The organism is Pseudomonas cerasi (genome assembly GCF_900074915.1).
GTDB classification, from domain to species: domain Bacteria; phylum Pseudomonadota; class Gammaproteobacteria; order Pseudomonadales; family Pseudomonadaceae; genus Aquipseudomonas; species Aquipseudomonas cerasi.
In genome coordinates this window covers 3392859-3408204 of sequence record NZ_LT222319.1, presented here as the reverse complement: position 1 = coordinate 3408204, position 15346 = coordinate 3392859, and the positions used below count along the sequence as shown (strand labels likewise).

Annotated in this window: 10 protein-coding genes and 4 pseudogenes; 12 read left to right on the top strand and 2 right to left on the bottom strand. The window is 58.3% G+C overall.

Going from position 1 to position 15346, the window contains the following annotated elements:
* The first annotated feature begins 156 nt into the window (after positions 1-156).
* The 8 genes and pseudogenes from PCPL58_RS17635 to PCPL58_RS32345 all read left to right on the top strand — a co-directional run bounded on the left by PCPL58_RS17635 (position 157) and on the right by PCPL58_RS32345 (position 7407).
* Positions 157-879, top strand: coding sequence for a GntR family transcriptional regulator (locus PCPL58_RS17635; protein WP_065350046.1), 723 nt, complete (start codon positions 157-159; stop codon positions 877-879).
* Positions 876-1664 carry an SDR family oxidoreductase gene (locus tag PCPL58_RS17630; protein ID WP_065350045.1) on the top strand — a complete coding sequence of 263 codons (789 nt, stop codon included), beginning with the start codon at positions 876-878 and terminating at the stop codon, positions 1662-1664. Before PCPL58_RS17635 ends, PCPL58_RS17630 begins: the two co-directional genes overlap by 4 nt.
* Before the next feature lie 90 nt (positions 1665-1754).
* Positions 1755-2687: a 3,5-dioxohexanoate:acetyl-CoA acetone transferase gene (gene kce, locus PCPL58_RS17625; RefSeq protein ID WP_065350044.1), complete on the top strand. Its 933-nt coding sequence runs from the start codon at positions 1755-1757 to the stop codon at positions 2685-2687.
* 47 nt (positions 2688-2734) lie between these two features.
* Positions 2735-3613, top strand: a complete 879-nt coding sequence (locus tag PCPL58_RS17620; protein WP_046719564.1) for an SMP-30/gluconolactonase/LRE family protein — start codon at positions 2735-2737, stop codon at positions 3611-3613.
* An 83-nt stretch (positions 3614-3696) separates the two neighbouring features.
* Positions 3697-5019 (top strand): annotated as a pseudogene (locus PCPL58_RS17615) (MFS transporter).
* A gap of 562 nt (positions 5020-5581) precedes the next feature.
* Positions 5582-6130: pseudogene (locus tag PCPL58_RS32755) on the top strand (CHASE3 domain-containing protein); the annotation flags it as partial.
* Between the two features lie 15 nt (positions 6131-6145).
* Complete coding sequence (locus PCPL58_RS17610; RefSeq protein WP_414860619.1) at positions 6146-7222, top strand: methyl-accepting chemotaxis protein; 1077 nt, start codon at positions 6146-6148, stop codon at positions 7220-7222.
* A gap of 56 nt (positions 7223-7278) precedes the next feature.
* Entirely contained in the window at positions 7279-7407 is a 129-nt protein-coding gene (locus PCPL58_RS32345) for a hypothetical protein (RefSeq protein WP_260431462.1), read from the top strand.
* 12 nt (positions 7408-7419) lie between these two features.
* On the opposite strand, the gene PCPL58_RS17605 is transcribed toward PCPL58_RS32345, so the two are convergent.
* The gene (locus PCPL58_RS17605; protein ID WP_003367037.1) at positions 7420-7755 is read right to left on the bottom strand and encodes an ArsR/SmtB family transcription factor; all 336 of its coding nucleotides are present in this window, start codon (positions 7753-7755) and stop codon (positions 7420-7422) included.
* 59 nt (positions 7756-7814) lie between these two features.
* Here PCPL58_RS17605 and PCPL58_RS17600 point away from each other — a divergent pair.
* Positions 7815-8905, top strand: a pseudogene (locus tag PCPL58_RS17600) (NADH:flavin oxidoreductase/NADH oxidase).
* Positions 8906-8943: 38 nt separating this feature from the next.
* Here PCPL58_RS17600 and PCPL58_RS17595 read toward each other — a convergent pair.
* A complete protein-coding gene (locus tag PCPL58_RS17595; protein WP_065350043.1) occupies positions 8944-10416 on the bottom strand; it encodes an efflux transporter outer membrane subunit in 1473 nt (490 codons plus the stop codon).
* Between the two features lie 87 nt (positions 10417-10503).
* On the opposite strand from PCPL58_RS17595, the gene PCPL58_RS17590 reads away from it, so the two are divergent.
* The 3 genes and pseudogenes from PCPL58_RS17590 (at position 10504) to PCPL58_RS17580 (ending at position 15344) form a co-directional block, all read left to right on the top strand.
* Complete coding sequence (locus tag PCPL58_RS17590) at positions 10504-11118, top strand: TetR/AcrR family transcriptional regulator (protein WP_065350042.1); 615 nt, start codon at positions 10504-10506, stop codon at positions 11116-11118.
* 77 nt (positions 11119-11195) lie between these two features.
* On the top strand, positions 11196-12299 hold the full coding sequence (locus PCPL58_RS17585; RefSeq protein ID WP_065350041.1) for an efflux RND transporter periplasmic adaptor subunit: 1104 nt from the start codon (positions 11196-11198) through the stop codon (positions 12297-12299).
* A pseudogene (locus PCPL58_RS17580) lies at positions 12296-15344 on the top strand (efflux RND transporter permease subunit). The gene PCPL58_RS17585 and the pseudogene PCPL58_RS17580 overlap by 4 nt, the downstream one beginning before the upstream one ends.
* Positions 15345-15346 lie beyond the last annotated feature (2 nt).

Genomic DNA, 15346 nt, shown 5'->3' with positions numbered 1-15346 from the left:
AAAAAATGTGGCGACCTTCTCTCACGACAACGCTTTGCCCTTAGGCTCGCGACGCGAGCTCTGGCTGTGGTTCCCACGGACTTCAAAAAACAATTTGACATATGTCATTTGTGATCACATATTTGCTCCATAAGAAAGCCAATATGAGTCACTCCCATGACAGATCGTCCCATCCTCCTGCCCGCCATGCGGCAGGTCTCTCGCGATACCCTCCAGGACCAAGTCTACCGGCAGATCCGTGAAGCACTGATGAGCGGGCGCTTTCAGCCGGGTCAAAAGCTGACGATCCGTGGCCTTGCCGAAGCGCTGGGTTCCAGTCCGATGCCGGTGCGCGAGGCGTTGAATCGTCTTAGCGCCGAGAACGCCTTCGAAGTCACCGAAACCGCTCGTCTTCGCGTACCCATGATGACCCCGGAGCGGCTGCGTGAAATTCGTGATGCCAGGGTCGCGCTGGAAGGTCTGTTGGCCGAGAAGGCGGTCATTCTGATCAACGACGCCGATCTTGCCGACATCAGCCAGCTCTGCGGGCAGATGCAGACGGCTGCTGACAGCGTTGATGTCGCGCTCTATCTGTGGACCAACTTTGCCTTTCACCGGCGCATTTACGCGGTGGCCAAGGCCGAACTCATCGTGGCAGCAGTGGAGAATTTCTGGCTGCACATCGGTCCGTGTTTCGCGCTGGTTGCGCCTGACAAGGCGCATCTTCAGCGTTCGATGGAAGCACACAACCGTATCGTCGAGGCGTTGGCGGCGCGTGATGGGGCGGCTGCTCGTGCAGCTGTCACCGACGACATCATGCAGGCTGCCGACTCTCTGACACGCCTGATCGCAAAGAGCGACCGCTCCAGGTCGCGGGTCTCGGGAGTGAAAAAAGCATGAGTGTTCTCAATCGTCTGGTTCCCTATGCAGGGCTGCGCGTCCTTATTTCCGGCGGTGCGGCCGGGATCGGTGAGGTGTTGGCGGCGGCTTACCTGGAAGCGGGGGCAAAGGTACACGTGTGCGATGTCAGCGAGGCGGCCATTGCGGCATTCCTCGATCGTCATCCAGGCAGTGTCGCCACCCACGCAGACGTCGCTGATCCGGCGCAGATCGAGGCGGTGTTCAGGGTGCAGCGCGCACGCTTCGATGGTCTTGATGTGCTGATCAACAACGCCGGGATCGCTGGCCCGACGGCAGGTATCGATGCTATCAGCGAAGAAGAGTGGCAGCGCACCATTGATATCAATCTCACTGGGCAGTACCGCTTCGCTCATCACGCGGTGCCGTTGCTCAAGGACTCACCCAACGCTCACCTGATCCATATCGCCTCGGTCGCTGGTCGCCTGGGCTATGCCTGGCGCACCCCGTATGCCGCGACCAAGTGGGCGATTGTCGGGCTGATGAAGTCGCTGGCGTCCGAGTTGGGGGAAAGTGATATCCGCGTCAATGCCTTGCTGCCGGGTATCGTCGAAGGTCCGCGCATGGACGGGGTGATTCGGGCCCGTGCACAGCAGATGAACGTGCCGGAGGAGGAGATGCGCGAGGAGTACATGAAAAAGATTTCGCTCAAGCGCATGGTCACCGCCGAGGATGTTGCGGCGATGGCGCTCTTTCTGTGTTCGCCCGCCGCCCGCAACGTCACGGGTCAGGCCATCAGTGTGGATGGCAACGTCGAGTACCTCTGAGGATTCGGCCCGATAGCAATGATGACCGGACATCTTCCGAGTCATGTTCCACATCAGACTTCTCGCCAACAACAAGAATGGAGAATGCTCATGCCCAAGAAACGTCCGGTCATCATCACCTGCGCAGTGACGGGTGCGATCCACACGCCGTCGATGTCGCCTCATTTGCCGATCACGCCGCAGGAAATAGCCGATGCAGCCATCGGTGCCGCCGAGGCCGGGGCCTCGATCGTTCATTTGCACGCCCGCGACCCACATGACGGAAGGCCCAGTCAGGATGTCGATCTGTTTCGGCAGTTCCTGCCGCAGATCAAGGCCAAGAGCGACGTGGTGATCAATATCACCACGGGCGGCGCGCCGACCATGGGCGTGGAAGAGCGCCTGCAGCCGGTGGCGCAGCTCAAGCCGGAACTGGCCTCGTTGAACATGGGGTCAATGAACTTCGGGCTGTACGAAATGCTCGATCGCTACAGCGAATTCAAGCACGACTGGGAGCGTCCTTATCTGGCCGACAGCGACGACCGGATTTTCCGCAACACCTTCCGCGATATCGCGCACATCCTCAATACCTGCGCCGAAAACCGCACACGCTTTGAAATTGACTGCTACGACATCGGTCATCTGTATACCGCAGCGCACTTCCTGCAGCGCGGGTTGCTCAAGGCACCGATTTTCATACAGTCGGTATTCGGTTTGCGTGGCGGTATCGGCGGGCATCCTGAAGACCTGGCGCATATGCGCCGTACGGCTGATCGCCTATTTGGCGATGCCTATCAGTGGTCGATCCTGGGGGCCGGTCGCAATCAGATTCCGCTGGGCACCATGGGCCTGTTGATGGGCAGCCATGTGCGGGTCGGTCTGGAGGATTCGTTGTGGGATGGACCGGGCAAACTGGCGGCGTCCAATGCCGATCAGGTCAAGCGTATCCGCACAGTGATCGAAGCGCTGGGCGGGCAGGTGGCAACGCCTGACCAAGCCCGTGAAATGCTTGATTTGAAGGGGCAGGACAAGGTTAATTTCTAGCGGCCGCAAAATGTGTCATCTCAATAACAACAAGACAGAGGTGAAAAATGCGTATCGAAATCGTTGTCGACGTTAAGACCACGCTGGGCGAAGGCCCGGTCTGGGATGTCGAGCAACAGCGCCTGTACTGGATCGACAGCTTCGACGGCCGCGTTCTGCGCTGCACCGACGACGGGCGCGAACTGCGCGCCTGGGATGTCGGTCAGAAAATCGGCTCCATGGCCTTGCGCAAGCACGGCGATGCGGCGCTCGTGGCGTTGCAGACGGGTATCTACAACCTTGACTTGCCGAGCGGTGATCTCGAGCTGATCGTCGACCCCGAACCGGGGCTGCCGAACAATCGACTCAATGATGGCAAGGTCGATCGGCAGGGCCGGTTCATCGTGGGCTCGATGGACACGCAGGAGGATCAGGCCAGCGCCAAGCTGTATCGCCTCGATCCGGACCTGAGCCTGCACACCCTGGATGAAGGCATCATCGTGTCGAACGGTCCTTGCTGGAGTCCGGGCGGGGAAACCTTTTATTTCGCCGACACCTGGTCAGGGGAGATCTGGACCTACGATTACGACAACGCCAGCGGCGCAGTCGCCGACAGACGTACGTTTGCCAAGGTCGACACCTCAGGCGGAGGGGCGGCGGATGGCTGCACCGTGGATGCCGAAGGCTGTCTGTGGCAAGCGCTGGTGTATGCCGGAAAACTGGTGCGCTACACCCCCGACGGGCAGGTGGATCGCATCATCGACATGCCGGTGAAAAAAGTGACCAGTCTGACCTTCGGCGGCCCGAATCTGGACACATTGTTTGTCACCTCCATGGCCAAGCCGCCATTGCCGCGCTTTCCGGAAGATGGCCAGCAGCGCGGTGCCCTGTTCGCCATCACCGGACTGGGTGTGAAAGGCATCGCCGAGCGGCGCTTTGCCAGTTAACCCGTCGACAGACTGAACCTGAACGTTAAGGACGACTGGACCCTTTCTCGCAGGGGCGTGTGCGGCACGCCTGGAGATTTCCCATGCCAAATAACAAGAACGCATCGCTGGGCAAGATTCATCGTTTTTCGTGGGTGTCGTTGCTGGTCTGCTGAATGATCTGGATTCTGAATGCCTACGATCGCGAGATCGTCTTGCGTCTGGGCCCAACGATTTCCAAGCATTTCGACCTGTCTGCGGACCAGTGGGGGACGGTAGCTACGGTGGTCATGCTGGCGCTGGCCGTTCTCGATATACCCGGCTCCATCTGGAGTGATCGTTACGGCGGGGGCTGGAAACGGGCGCGCTTTCAGGTGCCGTTGGTACTGGGTTACACCGCGCTGTCGTTTTTGTCGGGCTTCAAGGCATTGAGTGGCAGCCTCGCCAGTTTCATTGCCTTGCGGGTCGGGGTGAACCTGGGCGCTGGCTGGGGCGAACCGGTCGGCGTCAGCAACACTGCCGAGTGGTGGCCTGTTGAACGCCGTGGTTTTGCCTTGGGCGCGCACCATACCGGTTACCCCATCGGCGCGATGCTCAGCGGCATTGTAGCCAGTTTCGTGATCAGCACCTACGGTGAGGAAAACTGGCGTTATGTGTTCTTCTTCGCCTTCGTGGTTGCGTTGCCACTGATGATCTTCTGGGCACGCTACTCCACGGCCGAGCGCATTACTCAACTGTACGTGGACATCGCTGCCAAAGGCATGACTCCGCCGGACAGCACGCCGTCGACCAATGTAAAAGGCCAGGTCTGGAAGTCGGTAAAAGCGACGCTGAGTAACCGCAATATCGCCCTGACTGCCGGTAATACCCTGCTCACGCAGGTGGTGTACATGGGTGTCAATATTGTTCTGCCGGCCTACCTGTACAACATCCTCAACCTGTCGCTGGCCGAGTCAGCGGGGATGAGCGTGGTGTTCACGTTGACCGGCATTCTCGGGCAACTGATCTGGCCTTCGCTGTCGGACATCATCGGCCGGCGCATCACCTTGATCATCTGTGGCATATGGATGGCGCTCAGTGTCGGGGCCTTTTACTTCGCTAACACCATCCTGATCGTCATCGCCGTACAGTTGCTTTTCGGTCTGGTCGCCAATGCCGTCTGGCCCATCTACTACGCAGTCGCTTCCGACTCTGCACAACCTTCGGCAACCTCTACAGCCAACGGGATCATCACCACGGCGATGTTCATCGGCGGCGGTATTGCCCCGGTGCTGATGGGGACGCTGATTTCCATGGGTGGCGGCTGGACCAGCCTCAGCGGTTATACCGTGTGCTTTTTCGTGATGGCCGGTTGCGCGTTGGGCGGGGCGTTTTTGCAACTGTTTTCACACCGTCCGGAATTGCTGACAGCGCAGCGGAGCGTGTAAGGGTGACAAGGAAGGTCACTTGATTTTGATCTTCCAGAACGGGAAGTCACTCTGTAATGACGCGCTGTATCTGCACAGATGCGTCGGCCTGCGGGGACCAGAAAGAGAACGTCAGTTCTCAACATCTGTCCCCGTGTCAGCCAAAAAGTGCCACTTTCAAGAGCGTCAGCATGCGTTTGCCGGACCATACAGCCAATGGGAGTGGAAGAATAAAGTATTACTTTTTCCTGGCATTACTTGTTGTGCAGCGACATCTGAGCTGTCGCGATCAGAACATGCCTTTACTATCAGAGGCAAAAAATTGACGTCATAAAAACTGGACCGTCAAGTTTTTTGAGTCGTACAGTGAATGAAATGCCAAGTGTAATAAAAATTTTTTAACCTTTAATATCAACAGGTTGGGTGGAATTAGAGCCTTTATTCAGGTTCGATAAAATTACGGTCTCTAAAGTTACTGAGCTGGCGGGCGACATGAGTAATATCTCAATGACATCAATCATAAAAGTTGGTTCAGCCTATTTTTACGAGCGATAACGCCCACCATGCAAGCCACGGAACGGCTATGTTCAGGATCGACATCATGTTCAGCAAACTCAGCATCTCGCAAAAGCTTTACTTCAGCTTTGCCGCGATCATCGTATTTATCGCCGTCCTTGTCGCGAGTGCTTACAGAGGCTTCGAGCAGGTCGAGGAAGCCACCAACAGTAATGTCCATACGTACCAGGTGCTGAGCGAAGCTCAACTTGCCCTTGAACAGCTGATCAATATCGAAACTGGCATGCGCGGCTTTGTCATTGCCTCGAAGGATGCGTTTCTGTAGCCATTGGTGGCGGGGGAAAAGCGCTTCATCGAAGAGCTCGATTCGCTCAAGCGCCTGACAGCCGACAATGCGGAGCAGCAGCGCCGCCTGGCTGCACTGGGTGAAACCCAGAAGCGCTGGCTTGACGAGGATATCAATCCGATCATCGCCCTGCGCCGCGATCTGACAGCACGCAATGCGGCTGATGATGAACTGGATGCACGCATCACCTCGGGGGCTGACAAAGCCAAAATGGACAGCATGCGCGCTCTGCTGGCTGAGATCAGCGGCACCGAGCAGAAGTTGCTGCTTCAACGCAGCCAGAAAATGGCGGATGCCAAGCGGCTCGCGATCATGATCCTGATGTGCGGTGGCCTGGCAGCTGCCGTTCTGGCGATGATACTGGCCGCGGCACTGGGACGCAGCACCACAGCGCGCCTGCAACTGGCCATTGATGCCGCAACAGCAATTGCCAATGGCAAGCTGGATACCGTGATCGACACCAGCAGTCACGATAAACTGCCGAAAGCTTTTGATCGTATGCAGAATCGTCTGCGCGAGATGATTCAACAGATCAGCCAGGCCGCCAATCAACTGGTCGTTGCCGTACAACAGATTTCCGGTGCGTCCGAGCAACTGTACGGTGCGATCCAGGAGCAGTCGACGTCCGCCTCGGCGATGGCGGCCACAATCGAAGAACTGACCGTCAGCATCCATCACGTCTCCGAAAACGCCGACGAGGCGCATGAACTCGCCAGCCGTTCGGGGCAGCAGTCGAAAGATGGTGCGCAGGTCATCGAAAACACCTTGTCCAGCATGAATGGCATCGCCCGGACCGTGCAGCTGTCTTCTACTCAGGTCGCAGGCCTGGGTCAGCACTCCGAGCACATTTCATCGATCGTCAGCGTGATTCAGGGCATTGCCGACCAGACCAACCTGCTGGCTCTCAACGCTGCCATCGAGGCTGCTCGGGCCGGTGAGCAAGGCCGTGGCTTCGCAGTGGTTGCTGACGAGGTACGCCTGCTGGCGCAGAACACCGGCAAATCCACCAAGGAAATCGCCGGAATGATCGAGAAAATTCAGGCGGGCGTACGGGAGACCGTCGAAAGCATGCGTAGCGGCGTTCAGGAAGTGAACGAAGGCGTCGAAATGGCGGGCACCGCCGGTCAGGCGATCATCGAGATTCGCGACAGTTCGGGCAAGGTTCTGCAGGTGGTCGACCAGATATCCTTCGCACTGCGTGAGCAAACCGCAGCGAGTCAGGATGTCGCGCGTAACGTCGAGCGTTCTGCGCAAATGGCTGAACAGAACAACATGTCGGTTCAGGAACTGCTCAAGACCAGCGGCGGCCTGAAGACCCTCGCCACCAGCCTGCAGACGGAAGTGGGCAAGTTTCGGCTTTAAGGTCTGAACGCGAATCGTCAATACGTTAGCGCCGCTGAAAACCCCGGGATTAGTCGATGGCTAATGCCGGGTTTTTTTTGCATATTCAAAAAACGCGCCTAACCTTTGGTGCGCTGGATGACGATCCCGTCCAGCGCATCGAAATTCATGCAATGAAATGGCAGCGCAGGTTGTCTCAGGGCTGATGCCTTGTCACATCAATGCTGAGCCAGAATACTGTCCAGCAGACCCGGGAACCGGCTCTCAAGCACCTGTTTGCGTAGCGAGTTCATGTGCGTGGTGCCCACGTTGCGCGTCTGTACAAGCCCGGCATCGCGCAGCACGCGGAAATGATGGGACATGCTCGATTTAGGACGTCCGCCGTCCAGTTCGCCGCAGGTGGCTTCTGCGACGCCGGCCAGGCAGCGCACGATTCCCATGCGAACGGGATCACTCAAGGCATAGAGTAAGCGTTCGAGTGTGAGGTCTTCAGGATCGGGGTGTTGGAAGGTTCGCATGGAGGGGATGATATCAAGGCTTCCGTTTATTGCCATAGTTCGATTACCATCGAACAACTGAAATCAAAAGTCATCTGGCTTACGGGAGCTTTCCAATGTCTGCATTGTTCGAACCCTTCAAACTGAAAGACGTTACGCTGCGCAACCGAATTGCCATTCCTCCGATGTGCCAGTACTCGGCAACCGAAGGTGTCATCAACGACTGGCACCACGTGCATCTGGCCAGCATGGCACGTGGCGGTGCTGGTCTGTTGGTGGTCGAAGCTACCGCCGTTGCGCCGGAAGGACGTATCACTCCCGGTTGCACCGGTATCTGGAACGATGAACAGGCACAGGCTTCGTACCTGTCGTCAAAGCCATCAAGGCCGCAGGTTGCGTGCCGGGTATTCAGATTGCCCACGCGGGTCGCAAGGCCAGTGCCAATCGTCCATGGGAAGGTGATGACCATATCGCTGCTTCCGATTCGCGTGGCTGGGACACTATCGCTCCGTCCGCCATTGCGTTCGGTGCCAACCTGCCGAAAGTCCCGCGCGCCATGACCCTGGACGACATCGCGCGTGTTCGCCAGAACTTCGTCGATGCTGCGCGTCGCGCCCGCGATGCCGGCTTTGAATGGATCGAGCTGCATTTTGCCCACGGCTACCTGGGGCAGAGCTTCTTCTCCGAGCACTCCAACCAACGCACCGATGCGTACGGCGGCAGCTTCGATAACCGCAGCCGTTTCCTGCTGGAAACCCTGGCCGCAGTACGTGAAGTCTGGCCTGAGAACCTGCCGCTCACCGCACGTTTTGGCGTGATCGAATACGACGGTCGCGACGAGCAGACGCTTGCCGAGTCAATCGAACTGGCGCGCCGCTTCAAGGCTGGCGGGCTGGATCTGTTGAGCGTCAGCGTCGGTTTCAGCACGCCGGACGCCAACATTCCGTGGGGGCCTGCGTTCATGGGACCGATCGCCGAGCGTGTGCGTCGTGAAGCGGATATTGCAGTGACCAGCGCCTGGGGCTTCGGCGAGCCGAAGCTGGCTGAAGAGGCGGTCAAGTCAGGCCAGCTCGATCTGGTCTCGATTGGCCGTGCGCATCTGGCCGATCCTCATTGGGCCTATTTCGCGGCGAAAGAACTGGGCGTTGAAAAGTCGGCCTGGACCTTGCCGGCGCCTTACGCTCACTGGCTTGAACGTTATCGCTGAGTACGCCTGATCTGAAAGGATGCGTTCGTTGGTGACACCTACAGTGTAGGCATCTTCTCTTCAGGTGAAGTGGTGGAAGGCATTTGCCAACCACCACCCAGCGCTTTGAAGACGGCGACCGCCGTCTGTGCGGATTCGACCTGTGCCTGCGCCTTGGCGTCAGCGACCTGCAGCATTTTCTCGTCAGCGCGCAGAACCTCGATCAAACTGGCAGCACCTTTGCTGTAGCTTGCGAATGAGGATTGCCGGGCTGAAGCAAGTGCAGTTTCTCCTTTACCCAGCATTGCAGCTTGAGTTTCGCGGCTGGTCAACGAAGAAAAAGCGTTTTCAACGTCCTCAGTGGCGCGCAAAACTGACTGTCGATAAGCCGCCAGAGCTTCTGCCTCTTGTCCTTTGGCTTGTCTGATCCGGGCGTTCACCCGGCCGAAATCAAAAAGCCTCCAGCGAAGCCCCAAAATACCTGCTGACTGACTGGCACCATCGGTAAACAGGTTGCCGCTCGACACGGCTGTGGCGCTGCCCAGCAGTGCGCTGAGTGAGAGTTTGGGATAATACTCGCTGATCGCCACGCCGATACGTGCGTTCGAAGCGGCGAGGCGCCGCTCGGCCACGATCAGATCAGGTCTGCGACGGAGAAGATCGGCTGGCGTTCCTGTCGACGTGAGCTCGGGTGCGTGTGGGATTCGACCTGTTTCAGCCAGAGAGCTCCGGTGAGTGCCAGGCGGCACGCCCAACATCACATCTAGCGCGTTCATCGCCGCGTCGAGACCTGTTTGCAGAATAGGCACTGTTGCCTGCACCTGTAAAAGCTCCGCTTCGATCTGACGAGTTTCATATTCCGGGGACAGACCACGCTCATGAAGGAGCTGGACTTTTTCCAGCAGGTCCTGCCGGGTTTTAACCTGTCGGTTCGCGATTGCCAGTCTGGCTTGCAGACCACGGACGGTAATGTAGGTATCAGCGGTCCGGGCTGCCACAGCCAGCCTGGCAGCCGCAACACCTGCCTGCGAAGCTTGATATTCAGCCAGTGCAGCCTGTCGGCTGCGTCTCAAACCGCCAAAAACGTCCAGCTCCCAGCTTGCCGTCAGATTGGCTTCATAGGAATTGCCATAACGATCGTAGCCAGGTGTCGAGTTCAGGACCTGACCGAGTGGAGTCTCTACCGATTGCTGCGCGCGAGCCGTCTGTGCATCGATGTTGCCCGATGGGAGCAGGGCGGCGGTTGCCGCATCTGCTCCGGCGCGTGCCTGAGCAAGCCGCGCACGGGCTTGAGCGAGATCGAGGTTCTGCGCCAGTGCGCGTGACACGAAGCTGCTCAGTAACGGATCATCAAAACCGTCCCACCACGCGGCACTGACAGGCGGATGCGCGGTAATATTCGCAGCGCCACGTGGTTGAGTCAGATAACGGTCAGGCAGGGGCGCATCCGGGCGCTGGTAATCCGGGCCCACGGCGCAGCCCGACAGCAGGCCGGTGCTCATGACCAGTACATAAGTACAAATCGGGCGCATGGAAATTCCTTGAGATGATCAGGTTGTGACTATATTACGATTTGGTCACTTGTTGTCAACGAGTGTTCACATAGCTAAGCTGGAAACATGACTAATCAAATCAAAACATCGCCAATGCGCGGTCCCTCCGACCACAGCGTTCGCGATCAGGTTGTCGAAGCGGCAACACAGCATTTCGGCCACTACGGCTATGAGAAAACCACGGTCTCCGATCTGGCCAAAGCCATTGGTTTTTCCAAGGCCTACATCTACAAGTTCTTCGACTCCAAGCAAGCCATTGGCGAAGTGATTTGCTCGAACCGGCTGGCCATGATCATGGCGCTGGTGAACTCGGCAATCAGCGAGGCGCCAACGGCCTCCGAAATGCTGCGCCGCCTGTTCCGCTCGCTTGTGGAAGCCGGTAGCGATCTGTTTTTTCACGACCGGAAGCTGTATGACATAGCCGCTGTCGCAGGCCGCGATCAGTGGCCTTCTGCTGCCGCGCACGACGAGCGTATTCGCCAGCTCATCCAGCAAATCGTTCTTGAAGGCAGGGAGTCGGGAGAGTTCGAGCGCAAGACACCTCTGGACGAGGCCGTTCAAGCCATTCACCTGGTCATGCGCCCGTACATCAACCCGGTGCAATTGCAATACAACCTCGACATTGTGTCGACGGCTCCGGTCCAGCTGTCGGCGTTGATACTGCGAAGTCTGGCACCATGAACTTGTGACCATTGACTAATTTGGTCACTTTACGGAGAATCGTTTCCCTGCTCACTTGATTTCAAGTAAGGGATCCCATGCTCTTGTCCAGACCCAAAACCACTGCCTTGCTGTTATTGCCTCTCTTTCTGACTGCGTGCAACGAGTCGTCCGAGGTGCGCGATCCACGTACCCAGCCGCCGCTGGTAAGGGCGGCCACTGTGGCAAATGCTGATCAAGCCTTCCGTTCTTTCACAGGTGTCGTGGTCGCTCGGGTTCAGAGCGACCTGGGGTTTCGGGTTTCCGGGAAGGTGCTCGAGCGCCTGGTTGATACCGGCCAGACCGTCAAGCGCGGTGAGCCACTGATGCGCCTGGACCCCGTTGACCTTGGGCTTCAGGCTCAGGCCCAACAGCAGGCGGTTGCCGCCGCTGTGGCGCGAGCCAGGCAGACTGCAGATGACGAAGCGCGCAACCGTGACCTGGTCGTCGCTGGTGCGATATCCGCTTCCGCCTACGACCGGATCAAATCCCTGGCCGACACCGCCAAGGCAGAACTGAATGCGGCTCAAGCGCAGGCCAGCGTGGCACGTAACGCAACCGGGTACGCTGTTTTACTGGCGGACGCCGACGGCGTGGTGGTCGACACCCTGGTCGAGCCTGGGCAGGTCGTCAGCGCAGGCCAGCCCGTGGTCAGGCTGGCAAAGGCCGGGCCACGCGAAGCCATTGTCCATCTGCCTGAAACCTTGCGGCCGGCGATGGGTGATCGGGCTGAGGCCAGACTGTATGGAAACAGTGCGAGCGTCATACCGGCAAGGCTGCGGCTGCTCTCCGACGCAGCAGATCCGCTGACGCGTACCTTTGAAGCCAGGTATGTGCTTGAAGGTTCAAACGTCAGTGCGCCTCTGGGTTCAACGGTGTCCCTCGATATCGCTGTTGGCAAGCCTGCCCGGCAGTCGCTGGCGATACCCATTGCCGCTCTGCATGATCCGGGTCGAGGCCCTGGTGTCTGGGTCATCGCAGGTACGCCTGCAAAAGTCACCTGGCGCGCTGTGCAACTGCTGGGTGTGAGTGAAGATTCGGCAAACGTGAGTGGTGGTTTAGAGGCCGGTGAGCAGGTCGTGGCATTGGGCACGCATTTACTTCATGACGGTGAAGAAGTGCGTGTGCAGCAGGGTGGTATCACCGCTGAGGCGCGACCATGAATCCGGGACGTTTCAACCTTTCTGCACTGGCGGTTCGCGAACGCTCCATTACGCTGTTTCTGATTGTTTTGATCGGCGTGGCCGGTACGCTTTCATTTTTCAAACTGGGGCGTGCGGAAGATCCGCCTTTCACCGTCAAGCAAATGACCGTTATTTCTGCGTGGCCTGGCGCAACCGCTCAGGAGATGCAGGATCAGATCGCCGAGCCGCTTGAAAAACGCATGCAGGAATTGAAGTGGTACGACCGTAGCGAGACCTACACCCGGCCGGGTCTGGCATTCACTATGGTTTCATTCCAGGACAAGACCCCACCCTCTCAGGTGCAGGAAGAGTTTTATCAAGCGCGCAAGAAACTCAGTGATGCCGCGAAGTCGTTACCTGCGGGGGTTATTGGTCCGCTGGTCAATGATGAATTTTCGGATGTGACCTTTGCGCTGTTTGCGTTGAAGGCAAAAGGTGAGCCGCAGCGGCTACTGGTGCGCGATGCCGAGTCACTGCGCCAGCGTCTGCTGAATGTGCCGGGCGTGAAGAAGATCAATATCATCGGCGAGCAAGCCGAACGAATTTTCGTGTCGTTCTCCCACGAGCGGCTGGCAACATTGGGTATCGCTCCCCAGGACATTTTTTCGGCGCTCAACGACCAGAACGTCCTGACCCCCGCCGGTTCGATTGAAACCAGCGGGCCACAGGTGTTTGTACGTCTGGACGGTGCCTTCGACACCCTTGAGAAAATCCGCAACACGCCGATTGTGGCGCGGGGTAAAACGCTGAAGCTGCAGGACGTGGCGACAGTGGAACGCGGCTACGAAGACCCCGCGACCTTTCTGGTCCGCAATCAGGGCGAGCCGACCCTGTTGCTGGGCATCGTGATGCGCGACGGCTGGAATGGTCTGGACCTGGGTAAGGCGCTGGACGCGGAAACAGCCAGAATCAATCAAGGCATGCCATTGGGAATGACGCTTTCGAAGGTCACTGACCAGTCGGTGAACATCAGTTCGGCGGTTGACGAGTTCATGATCAAGTTCTTCGTCGCCCTGCTTGTGGTGATGCTGGTGTGCTTTCTCAGCATGGGCTGGCGAGTCGGTGTGGTGGTCGCTGCAGCCGTACCGCTCACGCTGGCCATTGTCTTCGTGGTGATGGAAGCGACGGGCAAGAACTTCGACCGGATTACCCTGGGATCATTGATCCTGGCACTGGGCCTGTTGGTGGACGACGCAATCATTGCCATCGAAATGATGGTGGTGAAGATGGAGGAGGGCTACGACCGGATCAAGGCGTCAGCCTATGCCTGGAGCCACACCGCAGCGCCCATGCTTGCTGGTACCCTGGTGACCGCTATCGGCTTCATGCCGAACGGCTTTGCGCAGTCGACTGCCGGTGAGTACACCAGCAACATGTTCTGGATTGTCGGCATCGCCTTGATTGCCTCCTGGATAGTTGCAGTGGTCTTCACACCTTATCTGGGGGTGAAGATGCTGCCGGAAATCAAGCTGGTTGAAGGCGGACACGCCGCCATCTATGACACTGCGCATTACAATCGTTTCAGACGGGTTCTGGCCCACGTCATTGCCAGGAAGTGGTGGGTGGCGGGTGCGGTGATCGCTGCATTTGTCGTGGCAGTTCTCGGGATGGGGGCGGTCAAGAAACAATTCTTCCCGACCTCCGATCGTCCGGAAGTACTGATCGAAGTGCAGATGCCCTATGGCACATCCATTGAGCAGACCAGCGCAACCACCGCCAAGGTAGAGGCGTGGCTGCAACAGCAGGATGCCGCGAAGATCGTCACGTCCTACATCGGACAGGGCTCGCCACGGTTTTATCTGGCAATGGCGCCGGAGCTGCCGGATCCGTCGTTTGCAAAGATCGTTGTACTGACTGAAAGCCAGGACGCACGAGAAGCGCTCAAGCTGCGGATTCGTGAGGCCGTTGCTAACGGGCTTGCACCTGAGGCCCGGGTCCGGGTCACACAGCTCGTGTTCGGTCCTTATTCGCCGTTTCCTGTGGCGTATCGCGTGCGCGGGCCAGACCCTGACACATTGCGCGAGATCGCCAGTCGGGTCGAAACCATCATGGCGGCGAGTCCGATGATGCGCACTGTCAACAGCGATTGGGGAACGCGAGTGCCTACGCTGCACTTCTCTCTGGATCAGGATCGCTTGCAGGCCGTCGGGCTGACCTCGAGCGCAGCAGCCCGGCAATTACAGTTCCTGCTCTCGGGCATCCCTGTCACGTCTGTACGCGAAGATATCCGCTCGGTGGAAGTGATGGGCAGGGCGGCGGGTGACATCCGCCTGGACCCCGCGAAGATCGAGGGCTTCACGCTGGTGGGGGCTGCCGGTCAGCGCATTCCTCTGTCGCATGCCGGAGTCGTTGAAGGGCGTATGGAAGACCCGATTCTGCGCCGTAGAGATCGTGTGCCGACCATCACCGTGCGCGGTGATATCGCGGAAGATCTGCAACCGCCGGATGTCTCCGCCGTGATCATGAAAGCACTGCAGCCGATCATCGACAGCCTCCCGGAGGGCTATCGGATCGAGCAGGCCGGATCAGTAGAGGAATCGGCAAAGGCTACTGCGGCATTGGCCCCGCTGTTTCCGATCATGATTGCCGTCACCTTGCTGATCATCATCCTTCAAGTGCGTTCGATGTCGGCGATGATGATGGTGTTTTTCACCGCTCCACTTGGGTTGATCGGTGTTGTGCCGACACTGCTTTTGTTCAATCAGCCGTTCGGTATCAACGCTCTCGTCGGGCTGATCGCGCTGTCCGGCATTCTGATGCGCAATACCTTGATCCTGATCGGGCAAATCGACCACAACGAAAAGCAAGGGCTCGACCCGTTTCAGGCGGTGGTCGAAGCGACCGTACAGCGGGCACGCCCGGTGCTACACGCTGATCGGAGGCACCCTCGGCGGGACTGTGATGACGCTGGTGTTCCTGCCAGCCATGTATTCAATCTGGTTCAAAATCCGTCCGGATAGAGGATCGCTACCCCCAAACTCCAGCAGTCACGCCTCAACGGGCACAGAGATGAAGAGGATCTGATC

What these genes read in the sequence shown, in the direction of transcription:
- PCPL58_RS17630 (WP_065350045.1), top strand. Translation starts at nt 876, where the DNA reads ATGAGTGTTCTCAATCGTCTGGTTCCCTATGCAGGGCTGCGCGTCCTT.
- PCPL58_RS17590 (WP_065350042.1), top strand. Translation starts at nt 10,504, where the DNA reads ATGACTAATCAAATCAAAACATCGCCAATGCGCGGTCCCTCCGACCAC.
- PCPL58_RS17585 (WP_065350041.1), top strand. Translation starts at nt 11,196, where the DNA reads ATGCTCTTGTCCAGACCCAAAACCACTGCCTTGCTGTTATTGCCTCTC.
- PCPL58_RS17635 (WP_065350046.1), top strand. Translation starts at nt 157, where the DNA reads ATGACAGATCGTCCCATCCTCCTGCCCGCCATGCGGCAGGTCTCTCGC.
- PCPL58_RS17595 (WP_065350043.1), bottom strand. Translation starts at nt 10,416, where the DNA reads ATGCGCCCGATTTGTACTTATGTACTGGTCATGAGCACCGGCCTGCTG.
- PCPL58_RS17620 (WP_046719564.1), top strand. Translation starts at nt 2,735, where the DNA reads ATGCGTATCGAAATCGTTGTCGACGTTAAGACCACGCTGGGCGAAGGC.
- PCPL58_RS17605 (WP_003367037.1), bottom strand. Translation starts at nt 7,755, where the DNA reads ATGGCAATAAACGGAAGCCTTGATATCATCCCCTCCATGCGAACCTTC.
- kce (WP_065350044.1), top strand. Translation starts at nt 1,755, where the DNA reads ATGCCCAAGAAACGTCCGGTCATCATCACCTGCGCAGTGACGGGTGCG.
- PCPL58_RS17610 (WP_414860619.1), top strand. Translation starts at nt 6,146, where the DNA reads ATGGCGGATGCCAAGCGGCTCGCGATCATGATCCTGATGTGCGGTGGC.
- PCPL58_RS32345 (WP_260431462.1), top strand. Translation starts at nt 7,279, where the DNA reads ATGGCTAATGCCGGGTTTTTTTTGCATATTCAAAAAACGCGCCTAACC.